Genomic DNA, 24,485 nt, shown 5'->3' on the forward strand with positions numbered 1-24,485 from the left:
GCCCTCGATCGTGCGGCGCGCCTGCGTCAGCTCCCCGAAACCGACCGCGACGCCATCCGCCTCGCCCAAGACCCGCAGTTCCCCCGCTGGCTGGAACAGGTCACCGCTACCGGCGGCTGCGCCCACCCCATCCATCTGTCCGGCTCGACCGCCACCCTGGACGGCACGACCGGCGAGATCCTCCGCCACTACGACACCCGCGACGAACCCGCCGAACGCCTCCTCGTCCGCTGCCGCAACCGCCGCGCCACCGTCTGCCCGGCCTGCTCCCGCCTCCACGCTGGAGACACCTTCCACCTCGTGCGCGCGGGCCTCCTCGGCGGCAAGCACGTTCCCGCCGCCGTCCGCCACCGGCCCCGGCTCTTCGTCACCTTGACCGCTCCCTCCTTCGGACCGGTCCACCGGGCCGGAGAAGCCTGCCGACCTCGCCGCAACGGCCGAACCTGCGAACATGGCCGCTCCCTCGGCTGCGGCACGGCCCACGCCCCGGACGCCTTGGTCGTCGGCCAACCGCTCTGCCCCGACTGCTACGACTACTCGACGCACGTCCTCTGGCACGCGCACGCATCCAAGCTGTGGGATCGCTTCGTCATCGACGTCCGGCGCCGCCTCGCCTCCGCGGCCGGCCTCGTACAGTCGCGCTTCGCCGACCACGCCCGACTGTCCTTCGCCCGCGTCGCCGAGTACCAAAAACGGGCGGCCGTCCATGTCCATGCCGTCGTCCGCCTCGACGGACCGGCCGGGCCCGACGACGAACCCCCGGCCTGGGGCACAACGGAGCGACTCATCGACGTCGTACGCAAATCCGCTCAGCACGTTCTGGTCCGCACGCCGTACAGCCCATCCGTGGGTGAACTGGTGCTGCGCTGGGGCGCGCAGGTCGACGCTCGCCCTCTGCGTGCTGATGGTGACGGCCCGGACGACGACGCCGTGGCCGCGTACGTCGCCAAGTACGTCACCAAAGGGGCGAGTGAGACAGGCGCCGGCCTCGACCACCCGCTCACCGCCTGGGCCGACATCGCCATGGCGCCGGTCAGCCAACACGTGCGCACCCTCATGCGCGCTTGCTGGCGCCTCGGCGGCCTCCCCGAGTACGAACCCCTTCGCCTGCGGGCCTGGGCCCACACCCTCGGCTACCGGGGTCACATCCTCACCAAGTCCCGCGCCTACTCCACCACCTACGCAGCACTTCGTGCCGAACGCGCCCACCACATGGGCCACGTCGACGCCCCCGACACGATCACCGAACGGCACTGGCGCTACGCCGGCTCCGGCCACACCCCCGGCGCCGCGCAGATCGCCGCCGGAATCGCCCATGACATAGCCATCCATCGCGAGATCGTTCGAGAAGAACTGGACCGGCGTGGGGGCGGCAGCCTATGAACCCTCGCGAGGAAGAGCGGGCCCGGTGGGTAAGGAAGCAGGCTGCCAAATTCCCGACCCGCTTGGGGCCGAAGAGCGCAGAGCGCCTTGCCCGGCTCCTCAGCCCCAAACCGGAACGCTAATCCCACAGAGGGGCGGGCTCGATCTCGATCCGGTCCAGGTCGAGCCCCCTCCCCATCTTCGTTGCCGGATGAATGATCACCGCCGAGAACAGGAAGCGGTAAATCGCGTTCATGCGCGCATAGTTCTCTTCCTTCTCAAGCTCTGCCCACGCTTTACGGCTGCCAGGTCCCGCGACCCCTTCCAGCACGGCCACGGGTCGTTGCACGGTCCGACGCTGGCGCTCTTTCATCCGATCTTCGATCGTCCGGCGCATCGTCCGGTATTCAGGGGTGGGAATCTCCTTCGCAAGCCACATCTCGTTGAGCTCCTGAAGCTGCCGAGCGTCGTCCTCGTCGGCCGTGACGTCGGCGTGCGGCCGCGCAGTGGCGGCAGGCTGATGCCCGGTGACGTCCAACTTTTCCAGGACTTCAAGTGCGACGTTCTTGACCGCCGCCTCAAGGGGGTCGGCCGCGATCACTCGCTGACACTTCCCCTCACCGTTGAAGGACATTCGCGTACAACGATAGTTCGCCTTCTGCTTCGTCTTGCTCCCGGCCATGCGTTTTCCACATGTACAGGTGACTACTCCACGGAGCAAGTAGTAGCGCTGAGGCTTCTTTCCCTCCGCGTGCTGTGCGGCACGATGGGAGCGCATCTCCTGCACTTCCTGCCACTGCCCAAGGTCAATGATCGCGGGCCAGTTGCCCGTTCCGACGTGCTCACCGCGGTAGACCCGTATGCCGGCAAGGAAAGGCTGCGAAAGCAGGTTACGGATGTTGGTACCCTGCCAGGCTTTCCCCTGGGCTGTTGTGATCCCTCGCTTGTGCAGATCCTTCGCCAGGGCTTCCGGCGATTCTCCGTCCAGGTAGCGGCGGAAGACATCCCGGATGATCTCTGCTTCTTCCTCCACGACTGTGCGCCGGTCCGGCGTGTAGCCGTACGGTCGCCTGCTCATGTGCGGATCACCCGCGCGCACCCTGTCCTCCAGCGCGGAGACGATCCTCCGGGAGGTGTCATCCGACGAGCGACACGCGTGCGCGACCTCGATCCGCAGGATGAAGCGGTCGTCAGGGTCGGAAAGATCCCTGCGGTTGGCTTGCCCGTGGAGCATGATGTGCTGGTCGTCGGCAACCGAGAGCAACTGTTCCAGGTCCCTCGGCTGCCGCATTAAGCGATCCGGGTGGTACACGAGAACGTGCCGGTACTTCCCCGTCGCCATCATCTCCAGCAACTCGTCCCACCCCGGACGGCTGCGGTTCCGGCGCCACGCGGACCGGTTGTTGTCCACGAACACGTCGGCAACGTGTACGCCGAGACGTTCCGCCATCTCCCGGCAGATGCGCTCCTGCCGGTCCACCCCCGTCTGGTCCTCGTCGCCGGCCTGGGAGATCCGGCAGTAGATCGCCGCCTCTCCGTCATCAGGCTTGGTCTGCTTGCCGTTCGTCGATCGCCTCATGAGAAAGAGTGTATGAACGGGCCATGACATCGGTGAAGATGCGCAGATCCATACCCCCCATCCTGCACGCCGGACGGCCGGCGGGCGCGGGGGCCTCACCGGGGCCCGCCCCCCTCCCACCCCCGGTCGGGTGAAATCGCCTCCCGCTCCGGCGGCGCCTCCTCCCGCGCGGCCAGTTTCCGCACCATCTCGCGGACCCGGTCCCGGGACTCGTCCGCCGCGTCGATCGCCTCCATGCACTGCCAGTACATGGCCTCGTCGGCGGCCGAGCTGGCGACGCCGACGAGCGCGATGCCGGCCTCGCCCAGCAGGACGTCCAGGTTGAGCAACGCCTGCCGGGCGTCGTCCAGTTCGGTGAGCCGGGCCGCCCGCAGGTCCGCCGGATCGAGGTCCGGCGCCCCGAGTACCCCGCAGCCGCGGCCCGCCAGTTCCGTCAACCCCAATGCCTCGCCCCGTAATTCGGGCGGTCCCGAGACGGCGAGGCGGCTGCCGATCGCCTGCGCCAATGCCTGCGCCTGCCACACCTCGGTCAGGATGGCCGGGGCCTCGTCACTGCCCGCCAGGGCACGCCTGCTCGCCAGGATGAGCCGCACCGCGTCCATGCGCTGCCCCTGTCTGTCCCGACGTGCTGTTCGCACGTCCGCCCGAACTCCGTTGTTCACTACCCAGAGTGAAGGCGACTGGGGTCAAAAGCCAGAGGAAGACGGAAATCTGCGGACAACAAAACGGTTTCGACCCGATGGATGATTCCGGAGAGTGACAACGGAAGGTGGGCTTCCCCTTTCTTCACCGCGCCGGGTCTCCCGGCCCCCCGGATTCCTCCGGCTCGCCCGGCACCGGGAACCGCCGCTCGTTCCGGTCGATCTTCGCCGCCAGCTCCGCCAGCGGGTCGACCCCGAGCACCTCGCACAGTTGCAGCAGATACGCGAGGACGTCCGCGACCTCGTCGCGCACGCGGTGCGCGCTCTCCGGGTCCGCCATGACACCGGCCGACTCCTCCGGAGTCATCCACTGGAAGATCTCGACGAGTTCGGACGCCTCCACACTGAGGGCGGCGACCAGGTTCTTCGGAGTGTGGTACGGCTGCCAGTCGCGCGCCGCGGCGAACTCCGCCAGCCGCCGCTGCAGCCCGGCCAGATCCGGATGTTCGGGTTCCTCAGTCACGGCACCAGGTGTACCACCCCGCGGCGCCCTCACCGGCGCGGCACCCGCACCCACCGGTACGGAGCCGGGGCTCACCCGCCCGGAACCGCCGCTCCCGGCATGAGTCCGCTCACCTCGGTGCCGGGCGGCGTGAGCAGGAAGACATTGCGGTCGACGCGGTGCATCCCGCTGCTCAGCCCGAAGACGACACCGGTACTGAAGTCCAGGACCCGCTTCGCGACATCACCCCCGGCGCCGGTGAGGTCGAGCAGCACCGGGACGCCCGCCATCAGGGTCTCGGCGACGTCCCGGGCGTCCGCAAACACATTGACCCGCAGGACGACGAAGCGGCGGCGCGCCTCCGTCGTCGCCTCCGGAGGCACCCGGTGGTCCACCGCGGACGGCCAGGCGTCGCGGCCGCGCAGCGGGACGACCTGGGCGAGCCCCTCCCACTGCTCATCGGTGACGTCGCGCCTGCTCACCGGCTCCCCCCGCCCTGACTCGCTTCCCTCACCTGCACCAGCCAATTCTTACGCCAAGTCACCCTTTCGGCCCAACAGCGACACGGTCCGCGACAAGAGGTCGCGAGAGTGTCCGAAAGAGACATCTTTTCAGCCCCGATGGATCGCCAACGACACGCGGCTTGACCGTTTCCTGCCCGAAAGGGGCTTCTTACCGCGTTCACACCGGACTCTTCACCGTCCGTCACACGCCGCTCACCCGATCCGATTACGTTCGCGTGTCGTGCACTTGGCAGAAGAACAGCTGGTGGCACCCGGTCGGCGGACACTGTCGGCGGTGTCCGCCCCGGAACCACCGGCCCAGTGGCATCGCGTCCTGACACTGCTGGCCGTCGTCAGCCTCTTCATCGGTACCCGGGCGGTGTGGACGCAGGCCGCGTCCCGGCTGCTCCCCGTCGCCGGCGTCATCTCCCTGTGCTACGCCTCGATCCTGGTCTGCGGGGTGCTGGCCCTGGTGGTCCGCCGTACGCGGTCCCTGGCCCGCGTGGACCTGTGCGTGCTGGTGACCGCGGTCACGCTCGCCCTGTGCGCCTGGGTCCTGAACCACGCGGGCAACGACGAAGCCGCCCTCACCTCGCAGGCCGCGAGGGAACTGGTCGCCGGGCACCCGGTGTACGGGCAGCCGTGGCCCTGGCTCTTCCACGGCCACGTGGCGCGCACCCCCACCGTGTACGGCGGCTACGACTACACCTACGGCTACCCCCCGCTGGCGGTGCTGCTGACCGCGCCCCTGCTGTGGCTCGGGCACGGCGGCGCCCCCGCGACGGCGGTGAGCACGGCCGCGCTGATCGCCGGCACGGTCCTCCTGTGGCGGATGCTGCCGCAGCGGTGGCGCCCGGTGGCCACCATGGTGTGCCTGGGCTTCGGCTTCCTGCCGAACTACGGGCGCCTCGGCTATCCGGCGGTCCTCGCCCTGGCGCTGCTGATCCCGGTCGTGGTCCGCTGGCCCCGGATCGGGCAGGGCGGGCGGCTCGGCGCGGCCGGACTGGCCCGGGCAGCGTGCCTGGGCGCGGCCTGCGCGGCGCAGCAACTCCCCTGGTTCGTCACCCCGTTCCTGCTGGCCGGGATCTACGCCGTGCGCCGCGGCGAACTCGGCCACCGGCAGGCCCTGTCGGTGCTGCTCCGGGTGCTCGGGACCGCCGTCATGGCATGGCTGCTGGTCGACGCGTACTTCATCGTGCACGAGTCGGGCGACTGGCTGCGCGGAATCGCGCTGCCGCTGACCCAGGGCGCGGTGCTGCACGGACAGGGCCTGGTGGACGTGTCCCTGTACTTCACCGACGGCAGCGACCGCCTGGACTGGTACTCGCATGCGAGTGTGCTCCTCGCGGCGGGCCTGCTGGCCCTGTTCGTGCTCTTCGTACGGCGGCTCGGCCCGGCGGCGACCGTTCTTCCCTGGTGCGCCTTCTTCCTGGCGACGCGCTCCCAGGACGGCTACTACCTGATGATGACCCCGCTCTGGCTCGCGGCCGCGGTCACGGCGCCGTCCTCGGAGTTCACGCGGGCCTGGCAGCCCCGGCCGCGCCCGCTGTCGGGGCCGCACCGGCGCCCGGCCCGGATCGCGGCGGTCGGGCTCCTGGTCCTCCCCGCGCTGCTCAGCGCGACCTTGGCGGTGACGGGCAGGCCGCCGCTGGCCATGCGGGTCACGGGGGTGCAGCGGTCCTCCGCCACGCGCGTCTCCCGGCTGACCGTCCAGGTCACCAACACCGGCGGCGGTCCCCTCACGCCCCACTTCATGCTCACCACGGGCCAGGGCTCGGGCAGGTACTGGTCCCTGGCGAAAGGTCCGGCGACGGTGCCCGGTCACTCCACCGCCCGCCTCGAACTGCGGGCGCCCGGCGGCGGGTACACCGTCCCCGGGCGCGGTGTCCGCATCCGGCTGCGGGCGTACACGGACACCCCGCAGACGCTGTCGAGCCAGGACATCTCACTGACGGCACCGAAAGCGGCGGCACCGAAGTCGTCCGCGCCGAAGGGTTGAGCGCGCGGAGGCCCGCTTCCGGTGGCCCCCGCGCGCGCTCGCGCCGGACGCGAACCGCCGGTGGCGCGGCGGCCGTGGTCCGCCGCAACCACCGGACGACTAACTCGTACTGCAGGAGACCGTCGGCCAGGTCCAGGCGCCGTTGGTCTGGACGGTCACGCCCCAGTTGTTGCCGTTGCCGTTGGGCTTGGCGACCAGCACCTGCGAACTCGGGTAGCTCGCGGTGATGTTCCAGGTCGCGATGATCTTCTCCGGCGACGGAACGTTCATCGTCACGGTCCAGTTGCTCGAACCGCTCACCGACACGTTCAGGTTGTACCGGTCGCTCCACTGCTGACCCGCCGACAGCGTCGCGGTGCACCCACCGGTGCCACCGCCACCACCGCCGCCACCACCACCGCCGGAGCCGCCTCCGTCGGGGGCCACGGCGCGGCCCGTCTGCGGGGAGATCATGCCGGAGCACAGGCCCTTGGAGGCCAGTGTCTGCGCGATCCGCGGGATCGCCGCGAGCGTGTTGGCGGGCCACTCGTGCATGAGGATGATCTGGCCGTTGCCGAGCCGGGAGACGGCCTGCACGATCGCGTCGGTGCTCGCGCCGTTCCAGTCCTGCGAGTCGACGTCCCAGATGATCTCGGTCAGGCCGTACTTGGCCTCGACCGACTTCAGCGTGGAGTTGGTCTCGCCGTAGGGCGGCCGGAACAGCTTCGGCGTACCACCGCCCGCGGCGGCGATGGCCTGCTGGGTCCGGGAGAGCTCCGAGTCGATCTGCGACTGGCTCTGCTGGATCAGGTGCGGGTGGGTGTAGCTGTGGTTGCCGACCCACATGCCGGCGTTCACCTGGGCCCGCACCTGGGCCGGGTAGGAGGCGGCGTACTGGCCCTCGTTGAACATCGTGGCCCGCAGCCCGTTCTGCTTCAGGGCGTTCAGCAGGGCCGGGGTGTGGTCGTTGGACGGGCCGTCGTCGAAGGTGAGCCCGACGTAGCCGTTGCAGGTGGCGGCGTACGACGGAGCGGCATCGAGGGTGAGGGAGCCGGCCACGGCCAGCGCGGCGACGGCCAGTCCCGCGACCAGGGACCGCAGTGACGCAAGTGGTCTGAGACTCATACGTCTTGGGACCTTTCTGAAGAGGTCTTCGGTGTCGACCGGGTCAGCTCGCACTGCAGGAGACCGTGGGCCAGGTCCAGGCGCCGTTGGTCTGGACGGTCACGCCCCAGTTGTGGCCGTTGCCGTTGGGTTTGGCGACCAGCACCTGCGAACTCGGGTAGCTCGCGGTGACGTTCCAGGTCGCGATGATCTTCTCCGGCGACGGAACGTTCATCGTCACGGTCCAGTTGCTCGAACCGCTCACCGACACGTTCAGGTTGTACCGGTCGCTCCACTGCTGACCCGCCGACAGCGTCGCGGTGCACCCACCGGTGCCGCCACCACCACCGCCACCGCCACCGCCGTTGCCGCCACCGCCGGAACCGCCGTCGCCCACGGTGATGCTGGAGTTGCCGCTGCTCTGGTAGCCCTCGGTCGCGAGGATCATGTAGTTGAAGCTGCCCAGCTTCATTCCCTTGCTCGCCCAGGCGTCGAAGTGGTTGCCGGTGGTGATGGTTCCACCGGTCTTCTTCGACTGACGGACGCTCCAGTACTGGTCGAAGGTCCGGGTGCCCTCGATGGAGGGGGCGTTGACCCGCGTCGTCTTGTAGATGTCGTAGGTGCCGCCGTCGCTGGTGACGGTGCCCATAAACGTCCCGGTGGGCCGGTAGGTGCCCCAGTTGTCGACGACGTAGTACTCGACGAGCGGGTTGGTCGTCCACCCGTAGAGGGCCAGGTAGGCGTTGCCGGACGGGTTGAAGCTGCCCGAGTAGTTGACCGCCTTGCGGCCGCCGGTGGCCCAGCCCTTGCCGGCCACGAAGTTGCCGACGTTGCTCCACTGGGTGCTGTAGCCGCCGCCGGAGCCGAGGTTCATCGAGACCGAGCCGCCGCCATCGGTCCAGAACGAGTAGTAGTAGCCGTTGTTGGTGCCGGTCTGGTTCGACGTGATGACCGTGTCGGCGCTGGCGGTGCCCGGCAAAGTCATCGCGGCCATGACAACCAGGGCGGCGGCGCAGAGGCTCCTGATGAACCACGTGAGGCGACCGCGTCTGCGGCCGTTCGTCTGGACGAGCGTGTTCATGTCCGTGCTTCCTCCTCGTGAAGGTGGTGGGGGGCGGGCAGCACGACAGAACCTCGCGGAACGGCCGGCTGCCAGGAGGTGACGCAGCGGTGAGAAGTGTTGAGCCGGGTCCGACGGGTGTCAACAGTTTCGGTCGGAATTTCGAAACGTTCGCTGAGCCCCAGGGCGCACCGTAGACACGTTTCCCCTGTTCAAAGCCACTTCCACTGGATTCACTCAGGCATGCCCGACCTGCCCCCCAAGCTCTAGATCAACGGGAAGGCCAAGTAGTTCGAAAGTTTCGAGAATCCGCCTCAGTGCGGCACTCCGTCGTCCTGCTGACGCGGGTTACGGGCGGCGAAGTCGTCCGCGATCCGGTCGACGGTCACCCAGCGGACGCCTTCGTGGGAGTTGATGTGGTCGATCAGCCGCTCCAGCATCAGCAGCACCTGCGGCCGGCCGGACACGTCGGGGTGGACGGTCATGGTGAAGGCGGCGTGGTCCATCTCCCGGTGCACCCAGTCGAACTGGTCGCGCCACATCTGCTCGATGTCAAGGGGGTTGACGAAGCCGTGGCTGTTCGGGCTGGCCTTGATGAACATCATCGGGGGCAGGTCGTCGAGGTACCAGTTCGCCGGGATCTCGACGAGGTCCGTCTCCCGGCCGCGCACCAGCGGCTTCATCCAGTCCTCGGCCGGCCGGCTGTAGTCGATCTTCGTCCAGGAGTCGCCGACCCGCACGTAGTACGGCTCGAAGTCCCGGTGCATCAGCGAGTGGTCGTACTTGATCCCCCGCTCAAGGAGCAGTTCGTTGGTGACCTGGCTGAACTCCCACCAGGGAGCGACGTAGCCGGTCGGGCGGCGGCCGGAGCGGGTCTCGATCAGCTCGATGCAGCGATCCAGGACCGCGGCCTCCTGCTCGCGGCTCATGGCGATCGGGTTCTCGTGGCTGTAGCCGTGCACGCCGATCTCGTGTCCGGCGGCGACACACGCGTCGAACACCTCCGGGAAGGTCTCGACGGAGTGGCCGGGCCAGAAGAAGGTCTGGGTCAGACCGCGGCGCCGGAACAGCTCCAGCAGGCGCGGCACGCCGACCTCGCCCGCGAACAGCCCGCGGGAGATGTCGTCGGGCGAGTCCGCGCCCCCGTAGGAGCCGAGCCATCCGCCGACGGCGTCCACGTCCACACCGAAGCCGACGAGGATTTCCTTGGTCATCGACATCTCCCTGCTCTTGACCGCTCGGGACGGGATTGCTGTGGGTGGGCCGGGGCGGCCGGGAAGCCGCGAAGTCAGGCGGTCGGAAGCCGTCAGGAACCACTGTCGGACGACGGGTCCCGTCCAGCGAGCCAGGCGCGGACCAGTGCCTCCGGCGACCGGCCGGGCACGGCGCTCGCGGCGGCCAGCAGCAGCCGGGCCTGCCAGGGGCTGAGGTCGTCCGCGAAGATCGCGCCGACCCGTTGCAGTTCGGCGCCGCCGTCCGCGTAGAGGGGCTCGACCGGGCCGGAGTGGACCCGTGAGCAGATGAGCACCGGACGGCCCGCCGCGACGGCCTCGGCGACGGCCTCCACCAGCTCCGGCCCGGCGTTGCCCGCGCCGACCGCCGCCACCACCACCCCCGTGGCGCCCGCGCCCAGGCTGGCCCGTACGAACAGGCCGTCCGCACCGGGGTACGCGGGCACCACGTCCACCCGGGGCAGCCGGGGCAGGTCGAGGTCGAGAGGCAGCCGCGGACCGGGCGCCGGCTGCCACAGGGGGATCACGCGCCGGCCCACCACGCGCAGCGCGGGACCGCGTCCGGGCGCGGTGAAGGCGTGCGCCGACATGGTGTCGCTCTTGCGCACCCCGCGGGCGCGGTGGGCGAAGCCGTCGAAGACCAGCAGCGGGCCGTGCCCGCGGGCCGCGTCGTCGGCGGCCACGGCGAGGGCGTCGCCCAGGTTGCCCGGGCCGTCGGCGGCGCGGTCGTCGAACGGGCGCTGCGCGCCGGTCAGCACGATCGGCCGCGGGTCGTCGAACGCCAGGTCGAGCAGGAAGACGGTCTCCTCCATGGTGTCGGTGCCATGGGTCATCACCACCCCGTCGGCGCCGTCGCGCAGCGCGCCCCGCACCTCGCGGGCCAGCGCCAGCAGATCGGCGGTGTCGAAGGCGTAGCTGCCCCGGGTGACCACGTCCCGCGTGCTCACCTCCACGCCGTCCGGGAGCGGGCCGGCCGACGCGACCAGCTCTTCCGCGAGCACGGTCGCCCGGCGGCCCGCCGCCCCGGAACGGCTCGCGATGGTGCCACCGGTCGCCACGACGTGGATACGACGCATGAGCCCGCTCCCCGCAATCGACTGCGTCCAGGCCTCCACGGTGTCACGGGCGCTGAGCCGGGACGCGGGCGTACGGGGCGGGACGGGCACCGGCACGGTGCTCCCGGCGCCCGTCTAGTGCCCCGCGCCTCGGCCCCCGGCGGCACCCTGCTCGCCGCCGAGGGCCGGCGCGGCCGGAGTCCCCGCCCCGGGGACGGGCCCCCGGCCCGCGACCGTGGTCGCCCGCTGCCGCAGCACGCCCGCCGTCGCCGCCGCGACGACGCAGCAGGCCACGGGGAGGAAGAAGGTCAGGTTCAGCGGGACCAGGCGGGTGAGCCAGCCGATGACGGCCGGTCCCGCGAGCATGCCCAGGTAGCCGAGCCCGGCGACCTTGGAGACGTTGGCGCCGGCGGCGCCGGCGTCGGCGTGACCGGCGGCGCTGAAGAGCTGGGGAACGCAGCCGGAGAGTCCGGCGCCGAACAGCCCCCAGCCGGCCAGGGCGAGCGGGATCCACGGCGACAGGGCGGCCGCCGCGATGCCGACGGCGGCGACCGAGGCGCCGTACCGCAGGATCGCGGCGGGGCCGAAGCGGGCCGAGACGCGGTCGGCGAGCAGGCGGCCGATGGTCATCGTCGCGGCGAACGCGCCGTAGGCGAACGCCGCGGTGCTGTCGGAGGCGCCGAGGACGGTCCGCAGGTGCAGCACGCTCCAGTCGTTGGCGACGCCCTCGCACAGCATGACCATCAGCGCGAGGACGGCCAGGATCCAGATACGGGTGCGCGCCCGGGCCGCCTGCTCGACGTGCCCGTCGGACCCGGCCCCGCCCCCGGCGTCCGCGGCCGGTCCCGCGACGGCGGGCAGGGCGGAGGGCAGCAGACCGGGCGCGGCGCACACGGAGACCACCACTCCCAGCACGGCGGCCGTGCCGAGCGTCGCCGCCGGGGTCCAGCCCGCGCTCGCCACGGCGGCCCCCGCGAGGGCGGCCACCACGCCGCCGACGGAGAAGGTGGCGTGGAACGCGGACATCACCGGGCGTCCGTAGGCCTTCTCGACCTGGACGGCGTGGGCGTTCATACTCACGTCCAGGCAGCCGTTGCCGAACCCGAGCACGACCAGGGCGGCGGCGAGCATCCAGGGTTCAAAGGCCAGTCCGGGCAGTGCCAGGGCGGCGCTGCACAGCACGCCCGAGGCGGGCACGACGATCCGGGTGCCGAGGCGGTCGGCGACCGGGCCGGCGAGCTGCATCCCCACGAAGGCGCCCGCCCCGAGCAGGAGCAGGAAGCCGCCCAGGACGGCGTGGCTGACGCCGACGCGGTGCTCGATGGGCGGGATCTGCACGATCCACATCCCCAGCAGGGTCCCGTTGAGGATGAAGTACGTGAAGGTCGCCAGGCGCGCGACACGAAGGGATCGCTCCATGGATCCGAACGTATCGAACATGATGCTTGTTTGAAAAGCGCCTGTTCTCACAGTATTTCTGTTTGTCGGCGCATGGTGTTCAATCGCGGCCATGGGGAACATGGACCGCCTGCGGCAGATCACGGACGCGGTGCGCGAGGCGGGCAGCCTCGGCGTCGGCGAGTTGGCCGAACTCACCGGGGCCTCGGAGATGACCGTCCGCCGCGATCTGGAGGCCCTGGCGGCGCAAGGCGTGCTGGAGCGGTTCCGGGGCGGCGCCCGGACCCTGCTGCTGCGCGGCGAGGAACCCCCCTTCACCCTGCGCGCGCAGGAGGGCACGCGGGCCAAGGAGCGCATCGGCGCGGAGGTGGCCGCGCTGATCGCCGACGGTGAGACGGTCGTCCTCGACAGCGGCACCACCTGCCTGGAGGCCGCCAGGGCGCTGCGCGGACGGCGGGTGACCGTGATGCCGCTGTCGCTCCAGGCCGTCAACGTGCTCGCCGACAGCCCCGGGCAGACCACCCTCCTCGTGCCGGGCGGCCGGCCCCGTCCGGGCGAGGGGGCCCTCACCGGACCCCTGACCCTGTCCTCGCTCACGGCCCTGCGCTTCGACACCGCTGTCATCGGCTGCTGCGGGCTCAACGCACAACAGGGCCTGACCGCCTACGACTTGGACGACGCGGCGGTGAAGCGGGCCGCGATCGAATCCGCCCGGCGCGTGCTCGCCGTGGCCGACGGCAGCAAACTGTCCCGTACGGCACACGCCTTCGTCGCACCCGTCACGCGGCTGCACACCCTCGTCACCGACGACTCCGCGCCACCCGACGAGGTCGAGGCGCTGCGCGCCGCGGGCACCGCCGTCACCACCGCAGGCAAGGAGTGACGTTGACCAGCCGTATGACGCTCATCTCGCCCGCGACCAGCCCGTCGCTGCGGCAGGCCCGCTTGGACGACGGCGACTCGCTCGACGACGGCGGTGCGGCCGACGCCCGTTCGGCGGCCGGGTCGCTGCCCTCGGCCGCCCGGGTGCTCCTGTCCCCGAGCGTGCGCTGCCGGGAGACGGCCTCGGCTCTCGGCCTCGACGGCGTGGCGGCGGCCGAGTTGGCGGGCCTGGACGCGGGCCGCTGGCGCGGCCGGAACCTGGAGGAACTGATGGCCGGCGAGCCGGAGGCGGTGGGCCGCTGGCTCGCCGACCCGGACTGCGCGCCGCACGGGGGAGAGTCGGTGCGGGACCTGTGCGAGCGGGTCGGACGCCGGCTCGACTCCGCGCGGGACGCGGACGGCCGTACGCTCGCGGTCGTCGAGCCGGAGGTCGTACGGGCCGCGGTCGTCCATGTACTGGATCTGCCCCTGGCCGGCTTCTGGCGGCTGGACGTACCGCCGTTGACGGCCACGGAACTCAGCGGACGGGCCGGCCGCTGGAATCTGCGACTCGGCCGGCCGTTGGCCGCGCCCTGACCGAACGCGGCAGGGCCCCCGGAGTTTCTCCGCGGGGCCCTGCCGTTCACGCTGAAGGGTTCAGTGCGCGGTCGGCACCGCCTGCCCGGACGCGGCGGTCTCGGGCCGGGGGTTCAGCAGCCGCTCGGCCAACTCGCCGAAGACCAGCCCGAAACCACCCCACAGGACGGCCTGGATGGCCAGGGCGGAGAGCCGGAACCGCCACAGCACGGTGGCCGGGAAGTCCCCCGGCACCTCGTTGACGACGGGCAGGAAGGCGTACGCCGTCCCGATCACCACGGCGAAGGCGGCCACCGCGGCCACCGTCGCGTACCACGTGCCCAGCGCGGGCGCGAGGCGCTTGCCCAGGATGGTGGCGGCGATCGCGAGGAGGATGCTGAGCAGCATCATCAGGAAGTACAGGGTCGTCCGCTTGCCGATGGTGTCCTCGTCACCGACCGCGGGCGGGTTGGCCGGGTACTTCAGGAACGGCACGACGTACACGGCCAGCAGCGCGCACCCGGACAGCAGCAGCGCGGTCGCCCGGGGGGAGAAGCGGCCCACGCGGCCCAGAGCGAAGCAGAAGGCGAGCGCGGCGATGCCGCCGAAGGCGACCCCGTAGACGAGGACGCCGGTGGCGAGACCGGCGGTGGACTGGAGGGAACGGGAGACGACTTCCACGTCGTCGTGGGAGTGCGTGTGGGAGTGCGCCTCCTCGAAGCCGATCGCCTTGTCGACGAACGGCTCCCCGAGGAAGTAGGCGACGACGAGGGCGAGCACACCGGCGGCGAGGCCGGCGAGCATGCCCCGCACCAGGAGGTTTCTTACCGTTGCGGAGTTCATGTGCGTGCGGCGTCCCTCGGCTCAGTGGCAGGGGAAACCGAGCAGGTGGCGGGCGTCGTGCACCCACTCGTGAACGTCCGTGCCGCTGAACACGGAGGTGGCGCCCTGCTCGGCGCCGACGAAGTACAGCAGGACCAGCATGAGAACGCCGAAGAAGACCGCCCAGGGAGCTATCGCCTTCAGCGGCAGCGGGGCGGGTGCGGCGGTGGCAGTCGGCCGGGCGACGGTCTGCGCCATGGCAGAACCTCCTCTGGGAGTTCGCGTCCCATCTCGGTGGTGCACAGGACGACAGCCACGGGTCTGACTCACGAACGCCCGGGAGCGTTCGCATACAGTGGCGCGACCGTGCCGGATTCCCACCGGCTTCCGTCTCGCCGTCGTCGATATCGGACAGACGGTATCGCGTGCCGCCCGCCCGGCCAAGACCGCGCCCTCGGACATGATCTTCTCCACCGAGCCGCTTCCACCCGCTCACGGACCACCTCACCATCCGGAGCATCTGAAGCGCTGTGGCAGGATGCGCGGGCGGGCTCCGAGGCACCACGGGACTCCACTCCACCGCCCGCCGCGCCACTCGATCCGCACGCACCACCCGGAGGGACGAGCCCCGTGCTCACGTCGTACGCCGCCCATTTCGACACGCCCGCCGGGTACCTGGACTTCGCACGCTTCGGGCCGCCGTCCCGGGACGCCGTCGCCGCCACCGCCCGTGCCCTGGAGGCGTCCGCCCGCGCCGACCACACCACCGTGGACACCCTGATGCGCGCGGAGGAGACGGCCCGCGACACGGCCGCCCGCCTCGCCGGCACCGACGCTCGGCACACGGTGCTGCTCCCGAACGCGTCCACCGGTCTGTTCCACGCCGCGCTCGGCATCAGGGAGGGCGTGGTCCTCGCCCCGCGCACCGACTTCCCCGCCAACCACTACCCGTGGCGCCGCAACGCGGACCTGGGCCGGGCCACGCCGCGCTGGCTCGACCCCGAGCCCGGTTCCGGAGTCACCCCCGACCTGGTCCGCGCCGCGCTGACCGACGACGTCGTGGCCCTCTCCGTCAGCGCCGTGGACTTCCGCACCGGGTTCCGTGCCGACCTCGCGGCGCTGCGCGAGGCGATCGGACCGGAACGGCTGCTGATCGTGGACGCCATCCAGGCGTTCGGCGTCGCCTCCCTGCCCTGGGACGCCGCCGACGTGGTGGTCGCGGGCGGCCAGAAATGGCTGCGCGCCGGATGGTCGACCGGCTTCGCCACCCTGTCCGACCGCGCCCTGGAATCCCTGGAACCGGTCCTCACCGGCTGGACGGGCGTCGAGGACGCCGGCCTCTTCGACGGAGCCGAGCACCCGCCCGCCCCGGACGCCCGACGCTGGTCGATCACCAATCTGAGCCCGGTGGCCGCCGCCGCGTTCGCCTCCGCGCTGGAGCTCGTCGAGCGGCACACCGTCGCCACGATCGAAGCCGCGATCGCCGTACGGATCGCCGAACTCACCGACGCCGTCGAGACGTACGGCGGCCGCGTCCTCTCCCCCGCCGACCCGGCGCGACGAGCCGGCATCCTCTCCTTCACCATGCCGGACCACGATCCGGCCCTCGTCGCCAAGGCCCTGCACGCCGAAGGCGTCGCCGCGACCGTCCGCACCGACTCGCTCAGGCTCTCCCCGCACGCCTCGACCCCACCGGAGGCAGCGGAGCGAGTCGGGGCCGCGCTGTCGTCCCTGGGAAACTGAACCCACGGGCGACCTCTTGAAGTTGAACCCGTAAGCCCTCCTTACAGCGCGCACTCGGCCCACACCGTCTTGCCGGGGCCGACGCGGTCCCGTACGCCCCAGTCGACGGCGAGCGCGTCGACGAGCACCAGGCCACGGCCCCCGCCCTGCTCCGGGCCGGGATCCATGCGCGCCGGCAGGGCAGGGTGGGTGTCGGTCACCTCGATGCGGACGGCGTCCCGGCCCTCCTCGAAGAACAGGGTGAGGGCGAAGTCCCGTCCCGGGACACGGCTGTGGAGAACGGCGTTCGCGGCGAGTTCGGCGACGACGAGGACGACGGAGTCATGCGCTTCGGTCCCGCGAGGATGTCCCCACTCGGTGAGCTGGTGCGCGGCGAGCAGCCGGGCGAGGCGGGCACCAAAACGCTGCGTGAACGTACGTGTGGGAGTGGTGGATTCGTGGTTCAGGGCTGGCATGCGGGCCAGCGTGCTGGCAGTTGACGGCCCGTCGGCGGCACGGGTCCTGGAGGCCGCGGCGAGGAGCCTGACGCGGAAGGCGGGTCTTGCTTCCTGGTTCCGGCAGTGGGCGGGGGTCGAGGAGGAGGCGATCTCGCTGTATGCGTACGAGTGCTCTGTCATTCCGGGCTTGTTGCAACCCGAGCCGTACATTCGCGCCCTCTTCGACCGGCGCCTGCCGCCGCTGTCCGAGGACCAGTTCGAACAACAAGTCACGGCTCGGCTCGAACGCCAGCGCCTCCTGAGGGAGCGGCCGAACAGCGCGTTCAGCTTCATCGTCGAGCAGGCTCTGCTGGAACGCTGCCTGGCCGGTGTCGACGTGACTCGAGCGCTGCTCGACAACCTGCTTGATGTGGGCTGCCTCCGCAACGTGGAGATCCAGGTCATGCCCCTGGTCCAGGAGGATCACGCAGGCTTCGAAGGCCCTCTCTATCTCGCTGAAACAGCCGAGAACCGATGGGTCGGCTACGTGGAAGCCCACGACTGCAGCATGCTCGTCACCGATACAAAAGCCGCAAGCGCCATGCTTCAGCGCTATGGCAAGATGCGCTCACAGGCACTGAGCCATCAGGCCACCGCGAGCCTGCTGAAGCAGATGCGAGGAGCGCTATGAGCACCACCGAACTTGCTTGGTTCAAGAGCAGCTACAGCGGCGGTGGAGGCGGCAACTGCGTAGAGGTCGCTGTGTGCCCAGAGGCCGTTCTTGTCCGGGACTCGAAGGACACGGACAGGCGAGCGCTGGCCGTGTCCCTCGACGCCTGGTCGGCGTTCACCGCACTGGCGGCGGACGCCCGCCTCTGAGCTTCCCGTCAGGCGCGCCTGCTTCGCAGGGGTGAGTCAGGTCACCATCGATACCAACGGCCTCGGCCACCGCCGGCGGTGGTGGAGCGCATGACGAAGCCGAGAAGCCACAGCACCAGAACGGCGACGGCGACCCACCAAAGAACCTTGATGGCGAAGCCGACACCGAAGAGAATCAGCGCGAGAAGCAGAACGAGCAGCAGGGGAACCATATTTATCAACCTCCTGCCCCCCCCGTCTGCCCTGCGATGTCACCGGCATGCCGCAACGGTGTCTTGTTTATGAAGGGAAAGCCGGGGCACGAGCGCGTGAGGCCAAGGAAAAAGGTCAAGGACGTATTCAAGCACTGACCTCGCCCCTGGCATCGGGGATTGAAAGGGGCCTTGCCGGACGTGATCCGGGAAGGCCCTTCGGCTCCTCTTCCATAAAAGCGGCCGAGCACGGGGGGAGAGCATTCGCCTCATGACCAATGCAGAGGGTCGCGCGGGCCGGTGGCCGGCGGCGCTGCGCCGTACGCCGGTGGCGGTCTGGAACGACGACGTCACGGACTGGGCCGCCGCTTTGACGTACTACGCGGTCCTGGCCCTGTTTCCGGTGCTGCTGGTGATCCTGTCGATCGTGGGACTGACCATTCCGACGGCCAAACCGGAGGTCATCGACCGCATGTCGCAGGCCGCGCCGGTCGCGTCCCGCGCACTGCTGCGAAGCACCCTGCGGCAGATGGCCGAACAGTCGTCAGCGGCATGGACGCTGATCTTTATCGGCGGAGCAGGAGCCTTGTGGTCGGGATCCAGCTATCTGAGCGTCTTCCGCCGGGCGTTGCACGCCATGCACGGCGTCAGCGCGCATCGGCCGGTCTGGCGCACCGCTCCGCGCATCATCGCCACGGCCCTCGTCCTGATCTCGCTACTTCTCACGAGCACCCTGGCGTTGTTTCTCACCGGCAGCCTGACCCGGCGTCTGGGCCGGGCGCTGGACCTGGGTACCGGGCCGCAGGCCGTCTGGGGTGCGCTGCGGTGGCCGGTCGTGGCTGCGGTCGCCGTCGCCCTGGTGCTCGTGCTGTACCGTTCGGGCCCCGCGCCTTCCCGCCCTGTGCGAAAGATGGCCCCCGGCGGCACCTTGGCGGTAGGGCTCCTGTTGGCCGTCTCGCTCGGCTTCGGCGTCTACACCTCCCACGCCGGCACCTATCACCGTCTGTACGGTTCACTGGCGGGTGCCGTGGTCTTCCTGGTCTGGCTGTGGCTGGCCAACCTGGCCCTTCTGATCGGTGCTCAGTTCAACGCGGAGCTGGCGAAGTACAGAAGTTCGACGTCCACGTCACCATGATGCCTCTGGGTCAGGCCAGGCTGTGTGGCCGAAGTCCCACGGCCGTAGTCGCTCCACTGAACTCGGGGCAGTGCACACAAACCGGCCAGGTTTTCTCAGCGGATGGCCTCTTCTTCAGGAACCCTCGTCGCCCCGGTCTTCGGGAGACCGCTCGCCGACTACCGTGACCAAGGCCGAGGCAACGAGGGCGACGGCGTGGTCGTCGTCCTGGGCCAGTTGGCGAAGGACCTCCTGCGCCGAGGTCCCCGACAGCTCGACCAGCGCCTGGGTCAGACGTATGCGTACCGCGGAGTCGGCGGTGGGCGCGGCGAGTTCGTCGATCACCGCGGTCATGATCCGGTCCGTGCACTCGGGGTCCTGGGACAGCGTTCCCAGTACCTCCGCCGCTTCGACGTCGAGGGAACCCTCGACCACCATGCCGACGAGTGTCGGCACGGCCCCGGTCACGCCGCGCCTGCCCAGCGCCAGCGCGGCATACCCGCGCACCCTCGTGTCCGGGTCCCCGAGCGCGTCCGCAAGCACCGCGGTCGCCCCCGGGGCCTCGGCCATCTCGGCGATCGCCAGCACCGCGCGTCGCCGGATGTCGACGTCCTCCGACTGCACGCCGGCGGCCAGTGTCGCCACGCCTTCGCCGCCCGAGCGGGCGAGTGCCCAGCGCAGGGCGCCCGCGACGTGGGGGTCGGATTCGGTCAGGACCGCTCCGGCCAGCAGCTCGGCGGGGACCGGGCCACCCTCCGGCCGGGCCAGGACGGCCTGCTGCCTGCGCGCGGCACTGGTCGAGTTGAGCCCCTGCATCAGTTCGACGATGCGCAGGACGTCCTGCCAGCCGGTGGGCGCCGACGCGTCGACGGCACGGAGCCGATCCAGCAGCTCCTGTTCCCGCTCCAAACGGTCTTCCGTCCACCGGATGAGGTCGCTGACCAGGTCGGACGGCGTGAAGGCCGGGTCCTCCAGCGCGCGCCCGATCTGCTTGAGCGAGAGCCCGAGGGACCGCAGGCTCTCCACGTGGAAGATCCTGCGGACGTCCTCGGCGGAGTACTCGCGGTAGCCGCCGACGGTACGGCCCGTCGGACGCACCAGCCCGAGGGCGTCGTAGTGCCGGAGCATCCGGGGACTCACCCCCGAGTGACGGGCCACATCACCGATCAGCATTCCGCGCTCTCCACGGCAGCGGCTCGTTCCGGACCGAGGATCACGACTCGCTTCGCCTCCTCGATGGCCGCGTCGAAACCGGTCTCCGGATTCTGCCGGAGCAGCTCGGTGGCACCGGCGTGCGCGGCCACCGCCGGGTCGGGGCTCGCCGCGGCCTTCTCCAGGACGGCCTCGGTCACGTCGCCGAGGTCGACGAGGGCCCGGCTCAGACTCAGCTGCACGTTGCGGTCGCCGCGGCCGAGCTGCGTGACCAGTTCGTCGGCCAGGCCCTGCTTCTCGTCCTCGGGCACGAGGGCGACCGCGACGCGCCATGCGGTCCGTGCGACCTCGTCGTCGGCGTCACGCAGCATGTCGCGCGTGATCCAGACCCACGCGTTCCTGTCGCCGATCTTGGACAGCGTGTGCAACGCCTGGCTGCGGGCCCGAGTGTGCTCGGAGCCGAGTTCGAGGCGAATCCGCGGCAGGGTGATCTCCGGCGGGAGGCGGGTCAGCGCCCAGGTCAGCATGTCCCGCACGTAGAAGTCCGGCTCGACCGCGCACCGCTCGACGAGCGTCTCCATGAACCCGGGGTCGGGGTTCGAGCCGGCCGCCAGGGCCGCCTGAAGCCTGACCGACGAGTCCACAGCGCTCAGGGCGTCGACCATGCGGGCGTGCTGCGGGGTTCCGTTTGTCGGGTTGATCGAAACCACCTCCTGCACCAGGGGACACCTTGTCACCATGTCAAGGTCAAGCCCGTGACCGGCGGGGGGTGAGAGGACTTGCCGACCCAGGGCGCAGCCGAGGCAGAGCGGGAAGATCAGTCGGAGGCCAGGCTGCCCCCCATTGGCGTGGCTGATCAACTGGAGCCGACCCTCGTGCGTCCCCACGCGCTCGGCCTCCACGGTCTCGGCCTGGAAGTCGACGTGAAAGGTCAGCGTGCCGTGCGCGCCATGCTGCAGGCGCTGCGCCCCTGCCCGCCCCGCGGTCCCCCGGTTCCCAGGACGTCACCGGGGACCCCTATGTGGTGCTGCACCGGGTCCCCGGGCGCGCGGTCCCCGCAGAGGTGCACCTCGTCGCCTGGCGTGATCGTTTCGTCGGGCAGTGGGCCTATGACGAGCTGGGACGGCGAACCCACGAGGTCGATCTCCGGCTGCTGGAGGACGGCCGTCTGTTCGTGCGGCAGTACGTGGAACGGCGGTACGCCTCACCGGAACAGCCGGACCTGGCGCCCGACGCCTGGCGGCTCACGGTGGAACTCCTGCCCGGTTGCCGAGGCAGCAAGGTGCTGGAGGAACATGGACGGAACGGCGGGTCGTTCCACACCCTGGCCGATGTGCCGGAGGAGCGGCGGTGGCACGACCGGTGCGGGTTCGGAGTCCGGGCGGCCGACTCGTCCCGGCCGTCGGACGGGCCCGAGCCTGGTGACGCCACAGCACAGGAGGTGGCTTTCGCGGGCGACGAAGAACCCGCATCGTTGTGGCGCCCGCCGAAACCCATGCGTATGGAGTTGCCCGTCGACGACCTCTTTCAGCCGGGGAACCCCTTCTCCGTGGAACCCTGGGACGAGACGGAGACAGCCGAGCCGCGGCACATCGCCATGGTGCGCATCCCGAGCGGGCGCCTGGCCGTCTCGGACCCTCTCGACGAGAAGCCCCGGGAACTCACCGAGCGCATACCCCCCGGAGAGTACGCGCTGGAGGCGGCCGTGATCGCTGGCGAGGGCGAGTACGGCGAGGATCGGTTCCCGGTCACCGAGGAGCCCGCCGTGCGCCTGTTGATCCGGGACGAACCCGCCGTCGCCTGGGAGTGGGCGCTGAGTGAGGGCGAAGACCCCCGTCTGCTCCTCGACGGCCACGCCTACGGCTTCAGCACCGACGCAGCGACCGACAGCTTCGCGGACGCCGCGGCCTGGGAGACGCTGTCCGGAAAGGTCGGGCGCCACTACGAGGAGCAGGACGACGGCGCATGCGAGTCCATCGGCAACGGCCGCATACGTGCCGTCGACGAGGCGACCGGAAGCGACCTGGTGTCGTTCTGCACGGGGGCGACGGGACATGGCCGGTATGGCTCGGCCGCTCCGCCACCGGCGAACTCGTCTCGATCGTGGTGATCACGTCGTACCTCTAGCGTCGCACCATGCAACACCGTGGACGTACGGGCGCATTCGCGGACAGGCGGCATGCCACCGAATCCCCCGGCTTCCGCGGCTTCCGCGCGGTCCGCCCCGCCCCGTCCCGCGCACTCCTCACCCACCCGACGGCCCGCCACCGCTGGAAGCTGACGACCGGCCGACTGTTCATCGACATCGGCATCGTCGTCACGACTGCCTGAACCGGCCGCGGCAGACCATTCGCCTCCGCCGACACTGTGCGCGGGCACGCCCCATCGCGTCGCTGGGGCTGCCGATGACATCGTGACAGGACTGGTGGCTAGCCGATCCCGTAGAGAGTCGCCAGGTCGACCAGGAGCAGATCGTCACGGTCGGCCGCGGACTCCATCAAGTCCGGGTAGAAGCCGTGCAGGGAGAACAGGGCCAGTGTGGTGCCCGTGGTGTCGTAGCCCTGGTCGGTGAGCAGGGCGCGGATGTGTTCCAGGCGCTGCAGGTCACCCGTACCCCGGCGAGCAGCGGTGGCCTTGGCCTCGCCGATGAGGGCGATCCTGGCGCGCGGAGCTTGCGGGCGTTCGCCCAGGGCCAGGGCGATGACGTCGACCTCGTGCTTGGTGCGGGCCGCCGGGTCGGCCACCTCGGTGGTGCCGACCGGGCCGGGCAGGCCGCCGGGAAGCAGGGTGTGGGCGTACCGACGGGTGAAGGCGCGGGCGAGGTCCTCGAAGTGGGGGCCGAGGATCTTGGAGTTGAAGGTCGGCGCGGCGGCCTGCCATGCCTGTTCGGCGAAGCCCTGCTCGACGGTGGCCGCCTGCGGCAGGGTGATCAGCTGGTTGAAGCGGATGACGGGGTCGGCCAGCGTGATGACGGGGTGGCGGGGACGCAGGATGTCCTGCTCGCGCTGGACGTAGCCCGTGGACTCCAGGACGTCGAGCGGGTGGGTAACGGCGTTGCGCTGGCGTTCCAGGGCCGCGCCGATCCTGGTGGGGGTGGTGGCTCCCTGGGCGATCGCGGTGAGGATGTCGTAGTACAGGGTGTGCTGGGTGATCCGCGGATCCTCGCGCAGCAGATACTCCGTCTCCGTGCGCGAGTACACCGCCCGCCCCGGGTCCAGGAGCGTCCGCGTCAGCCAGGAGGCAAAGCCGTCGTTCGGGTGCGGGCGTGCCGCCACCGGCCGGTAACCGGGAGCGCCACCGAGAACGGCGTGCACCTGCAGGGCGGTCAGCGGGTCGTCGATCTGCCAGAACACGCGGCTGGCCCGGTAGTCGAAGGCTCCCAGCCTCAGATCGATCACCGCACGGCCGCGCAACGGCTTCGTTCCCGACAGCAGTTCGTGCATGACGCTCATCGCGGACCCACACAGGATCACCCGCGCTCCAGGTCCGGCCCCGGTGCCCCGCTGACGCTCGTCATAGAGCTGTTGGAGCAGGCCAGGAATCTCGGGAGAGTGCTGGAGGAGATACGGCAACTCGTCGATCACCAACAGCGGTGTCTGTGTGCGCGCGGTGACATCAAGGGCGTTGGACAGGACATCACGCCAGTCGGTCAACCGCAGCGTGCCGGGCCGCAGACCTGCGTAGGTCGCGATGGCGTCGCTGAACCGCTGGAGCGCCGGCAGCCGCCCTTCCTCCCGCACCGCGGTGACGTACAGACCCCCGACCCGCTCCGACAGCGCCTGCAGCAGATACGACTTCCCGTGCCGCCTGCGCCCCGACACGATCCCCAGACGCATCGCCGGATCCGGATCCGTGACGAACTCGGTCAGCAGACCCCACTCACGATCACGGTCGACCACGTCCTCGGGCTTGGCAAGCATGCTCTCGTGCACAGGAACTCTCCACCAGCCTGGATCGACCACAAGGTGTCTAAGTCTACTTAGACAAATCCTGTCCAGCCCGACTTTCCTAACGGCTGGCAACAGAAGTCACTCATGCTGATCGGCGCGGAGCCATGTCAGCGGCTCCCCGGCAGGGCGGTTACAGGCATCACGACGACCGAGCATCACGCAGCCGCCCCACCGGTCACTCCAGCACAAACCCGCAGGTGAGGCGGGTCCGAGGGGTTCGACCTGCTGGATATCGCGAAACAGGTCGAGACCAACTGACGCTACTGCTAACCGCAGGTCAGCGATCCAGCGCACCTTCGGTGCGCGCCGGGGGCGTGGTAAATCCCGTGGCGCGCGCTGGGGATGCTTCTGTCTGCCCCTGACGTGG

At 70.4% G+C, this 24,485-nt stretch carries 26 protein-coding genes and 1 riboswitch; of the genes, 10 read left to right on the top strand and 16 right to left on the bottom strand.

What is annotated here, in order from left to right; all coding sequences use genetic code 11:
• Nucleotides 1–21 precede the first annotated feature (21 nt).
• Nucleotides 22–1,383, top strand: a complete 1,362-nt coding sequence (locus tag ACF09J_RS18745) for a replication initiator (RefSeq protein ID WP_392306560.1) — start codon at nucleotides 22–24, stop codon at nucleotides 1,381–1,383.
• Between the two features lie 118 nt (nucleotides 1,384–1,501).
• Here the strand turns inward: ACF09J_RS18745 and ACF09J_RS18750 are convergent, their stop codons facing one another.
• The 4 genes from ACF09J_RS18750 to ACF09J_RS18765 form a co-directional block, all read right to left on the bottom strand.
• Nucleotides 1,502–2,941: a recombinase family protein gene (locus tag ACF09J_RS18750; RefSeq protein ID WP_392306522.1), complete on the bottom strand. Its 1,440-nt coding sequence runs from the start codon at nucleotides 2,939–2,941 to the stop codon at nucleotides 1,502–1,504.
• A 95-nt stretch (nucleotides 2,942–3,036) separates the two neighbouring features.
• On the bottom strand, nucleotides 3,037–3,543 hold the full coding sequence (locus ACF09J_RS18755; protein WP_392306523.1) for a DUF6099 family protein: 507 nt from the start codon (nucleotides 3,541–3,543) through the stop codon (nucleotides 3,037–3,039).
• Nucleotides 3,544–3,727: 184 nt separating this feature from the next.
• Nucleotides 3,728–4,105 carry a nucleotide pyrophosphohydrolase gene (locus ACF09J_RS18760; protein ID WP_392306524.1) on the bottom strand — a complete coding sequence of 126 codons (378 nt, stop codon included), beginning with the start codon at nucleotides 4,103–4,105 and terminating at the stop codon, nucleotides 3,728–3,730.
• Nucleotides 4,106–4,176: 71 nt separating this feature from the next.
• On the bottom strand, nucleotides 4,177–4,566 hold the full coding sequence (locus ACF09J_RS18765; RefSeq protein WP_392306525.1) for a cell division protein SepF: 390 nt from the start codon (nucleotides 4,564–4,566) through the stop codon (nucleotides 4,177–4,179).
• Between the two features lie 316 nt (nucleotides 4,567–4,882).
• Here ACF09J_RS18765 and ACF09J_RS18770 point away from each other — a divergent pair, with 316 nt between their 5' ends.
• A complete protein-coding gene (locus ACF09J_RS18770; RefSeq protein WP_392306526.1) occupies nucleotides 4,883–6,586 on the top strand; it encodes a hypothetical protein in 1,704 nt (567 codons plus the stop codon).
• A 99-nt stretch (nucleotides 6,587–6,685) separates the two neighbouring features.
• Here the strand turns inward: ACF09J_RS18770 and ACF09J_RS18775 are convergent, their stop codons facing one another.
• From ACF09J_RS18775 to ACF09J_RS18795, 5 genes are all read right to left on the bottom strand, one after another.
• On the bottom strand, nucleotides 6,686–7,690 hold the full coding sequence (locus tag ACF09J_RS18775) for a polysaccharide deacetylase family protein (protein ID WP_392306527.1): 1,005 nt from the start codon (nucleotides 7,688–7,690) through the stop codon (nucleotides 6,686–6,688).
• Nucleotides 7,691–7,733: 43 nt separating this feature from the next.
• Nucleotides 7,734–8,750 carry a glycoside hydrolase family 11 protein gene (locus ACF09J_RS18780; protein ID WP_392306528.1) on the bottom strand — a complete coding sequence of 339 codons (1,017 nt, stop codon included), beginning with the start codon at nucleotides 8,748–8,750 and terminating at the stop codon, nucleotides 7,734–7,736.
• Nucleotides 8,751–9,043: 293 nt separating this feature from the next.
• Entirely contained in the window at nucleotides 9,044–9,943 is a 900-nt protein-coding gene (locus ACF09J_RS18785) for a polysaccharide deacetylase (RefSeq protein ID WP_392306529.1), read from the bottom strand.
• A gap of 92 nt (nucleotides 9,944–10,035) precedes the next feature.
• Complete coding sequence (locus tag ACF09J_RS18790; RefSeq protein ID WP_392306530.1) at nucleotides 10,036–11,037, bottom strand: asparaginase domain-containing protein; 1,002 nt, start codon at nucleotides 11,035–11,037, stop codon at nucleotides 10,036–10,038.
• A 114-nt stretch (nucleotides 11,038–11,151) separates the two neighbouring features.
• Nucleotides 11,152–12,435: an MFS transporter gene (locus ACF09J_RS18795; RefSeq protein WP_392306531.1), complete on the bottom strand. Its 1,284-nt coding sequence runs from the start codon at nucleotides 12,433–12,435 to the stop codon at nucleotides 11,152–11,154.
• A 91-nt stretch (nucleotides 12,436–12,526) separates the two neighbouring features.
• Here ACF09J_RS18795 and ACF09J_RS18800 point away from each other — a divergent pair, with 91 nt between their 5' ends.
• Both ACF09J_RS18800 and ACF09J_RS18805 read left to right on the top strand, forming a co-directional pair.
• Nucleotides 12,527–13,297: a DeoR/GlpR family DNA-binding transcription regulator gene (locus ACF09J_RS18800; protein WP_392306532.1), complete on the top strand. Its 771-nt coding sequence runs from the start codon at nucleotides 12,527–12,529 to the stop codon at nucleotides 13,295–13,297.
• Nucleotides 13,298–13,299: 2 nt separating this feature from the next.
• Nucleotides 13,300–13,872: a histidine phosphatase family protein gene (locus tag ACF09J_RS18805; protein WP_392306533.1), complete on the top strand. Its 573-nt coding sequence runs from the start codon at nucleotides 13,300–13,302 to the stop codon at nucleotides 13,870–13,872.
• A gap of 60 nt (nucleotides 13,873–13,932) precedes the next feature.
• Here ACF09J_RS18805 and ACF09J_RS18810 read toward each other — a convergent pair whose 3' ends face one another.
• Nucleotides 13,933–14,694, bottom strand: a complete 762-nt coding sequence (locus ACF09J_RS18810) for a CbtA family protein (RefSeq protein WP_392306534.1) — start codon at nucleotides 14,692–14,694, stop codon at nucleotides 13,933–13,935.
• A gap of 21 nt (nucleotides 14,695–14,715) precedes the next feature.
• Nucleotides 14,716–14,931 carry a CbtB-domain containing protein gene (locus ACF09J_RS18815; protein WP_392306535.1) on the bottom strand — a complete coding sequence of 72 codons (216 nt, stop codon included), beginning with the start codon at nucleotides 14,929–14,931 and terminating at the stop codon, nucleotides 14,716–14,718.
• Between the two features lie 36 nt (nucleotides 14,932–14,967).
• Nucleotides 14,968–15,108: riboswitch (cobalamin riboswitch) on the bottom strand.
• Between the two features lie 195 nt (nucleotides 15,109–15,303).
• On the opposite strand from ACF09J_RS18815, the gene ACF09J_RS18820 reads away from it, so the two are divergent.
• Nucleotides 15,304–16,416, top strand: a complete 1,113-nt coding sequence (locus ACF09J_RS18820; protein ID WP_392306536.1) for an aminotransferase class V-fold PLP-dependent enzyme — start codon at nucleotides 15,304–15,306, stop codon at nucleotides 16,414–16,416.
• A 41-nt stretch (nucleotides 16,417–16,457) separates the two neighbouring features.
• Here ACF09J_RS18820 and ACF09J_RS18825 read toward each other — a convergent pair whose 3' ends face one another.
• On the bottom strand, nucleotides 16,458–16,871 hold the full coding sequence (locus tag ACF09J_RS18825; RefSeq protein WP_392306537.1) for an ATP-binding protein: 414 nt from the start codon (nucleotides 16,869–16,871) through the stop codon (nucleotides 16,458–16,460).
• Here ACF09J_RS18825 and ACF09J_RS18830 point away from each other — a divergent pair.
• Both ACF09J_RS18830 and ACF09J_RS18835 read left to right on the top strand, forming a co-directional pair.
• Nucleotides 16,870–17,523: a DUF5753 domain-containing protein gene (locus tag ACF09J_RS18830; protein ID WP_392306538.1), complete on the top strand. Its 654-nt coding sequence runs from the start codon at nucleotides 16,870–16,872 to the stop codon at nucleotides 17,521–17,523. The two genes, ACF09J_RS18825 and ACF09J_RS18830, sit on opposite strands and share 2 nt — an antisense overlap.
• Nucleotides 17,520–17,711 carry a DUF397 domain-containing protein gene (locus ACF09J_RS18835; RefSeq protein ID WP_392306539.1) on the top strand — a complete coding sequence of 64 codons (192 nt, stop codon included), beginning with the start codon at nucleotides 17,520–17,522 and terminating at the stop codon, nucleotides 17,709–17,711. The genes ACF09J_RS18830 and ACF09J_RS18835 overlap by 4 nt, the downstream gene beginning before the upstream one ends.
• Nucleotides 17,712–17,752: 41 nt before the next feature.
• Here ACF09J_RS18835 and ACF09J_RS18840 read toward each other — a convergent pair whose 3' ends face one another.
• Nucleotides 17,753–17,923, bottom strand: coding sequence for a hydrophobic protein (locus tag ACF09J_RS18840; protein WP_392306540.1), 171 nt, complete (start codon nucleotides 17,921–17,923; stop codon nucleotides 17,753–17,755).
• A 307-nt stretch (nucleotides 17,924–18,230) separates the two neighbouring features.
• Here ACF09J_RS18840 and ACF09J_RS18845 point away from each other — a divergent pair, with 307 nt between their 5' ends.
• The gene (locus ACF09J_RS18845; RefSeq protein ID WP_392306541.1) at nucleotides 18,231–19,037 is read left to right on the top strand and encodes a YihY/virulence factor BrkB family protein; all 807 of its coding nucleotides are present in this window, start codon (nucleotides 18,231–18,233) and stop codon (nucleotides 19,035–19,037) included.
• A 114-nt stretch (nucleotides 19,038–19,151) separates the two neighbouring features.
• On the opposite strand, the gene ACF09J_RS18850 is transcribed toward ACF09J_RS18845, so the two are convergent.
• Both ACF09J_RS18850 and ACF09J_RS18855 read right to left on the bottom strand, forming a co-directional pair.
• On the bottom strand, nucleotides 19,152–20,189 hold the full coding sequence (locus ACF09J_RS18850; protein WP_392306542.1) for a MerR family transcriptional regulator: 1,038 nt from the start codon (nucleotides 20,187–20,189) through the stop codon (nucleotides 19,152–19,154).
• A complete protein-coding gene (locus ACF09J_RS18855) occupies nucleotides 20,183–20,887 on the bottom strand; it encodes a HEAT repeat domain-containing protein (protein ID WP_392306543.1) in 705 nt (234 codons plus the stop codon). The genes ACF09J_RS18850 and ACF09J_RS18855 overlap by 7 nt, the downstream gene beginning before the upstream one ends.
• 302 nt (nucleotides 20,888–21,189) lie before the next feature.
• Here ACF09J_RS18855 and ACF09J_RS18860 point away from each other — a divergent pair, with 302 nt between their 5' ends.
• Nucleotides 21,190–22,278, top strand: coding sequence for a DUF4241 domain-containing protein (locus ACF09J_RS18860; RefSeq protein WP_392306544.1), 1,089 nt, complete (start codon nucleotides 21,190–21,192; stop codon nucleotides 22,276–22,278).
• Between the two features lie 26 nt (nucleotides 22,279–22,304).
• Nucleotides 22,305–22,499 (top strand): hypothetical protein, encoded by a 195-nt coding sequence (locus ACF09J_RS18865; RefSeq protein ID WP_392306545.1) that lies wholly within the window; start codon nucleotides 22,305–22,307, stop codon nucleotides 22,497–22,499.
• Nucleotides 22,500–22,597: 98 nt separating this feature from the next.
• Here ACF09J_RS18865 and ACF09J_RS18870 read toward each other — a convergent pair whose 3' ends face one another.
• Nucleotides 22,598–24,088 carry an ATP-binding protein gene (locus tag ACF09J_RS18870; protein WP_392306561.1) on the bottom strand — a complete coding sequence of 497 codons (1,491 nt, stop codon included), beginning with the start codon at nucleotides 24,086–24,088 and terminating at the stop codon, nucleotides 22,598–22,600.
• Nucleotides 24,089–24,485: the final 397 nt, after the last annotated feature.

It is taken from the genome of Streptomyces sp. NPDC014889 (assembly GCF_043081205.1).
Taxonomy (GTDB): Bacteria; Actinomycetota; Actinomycetes; order Streptomycetales; family Streptomycetaceae; genus Streptomyces.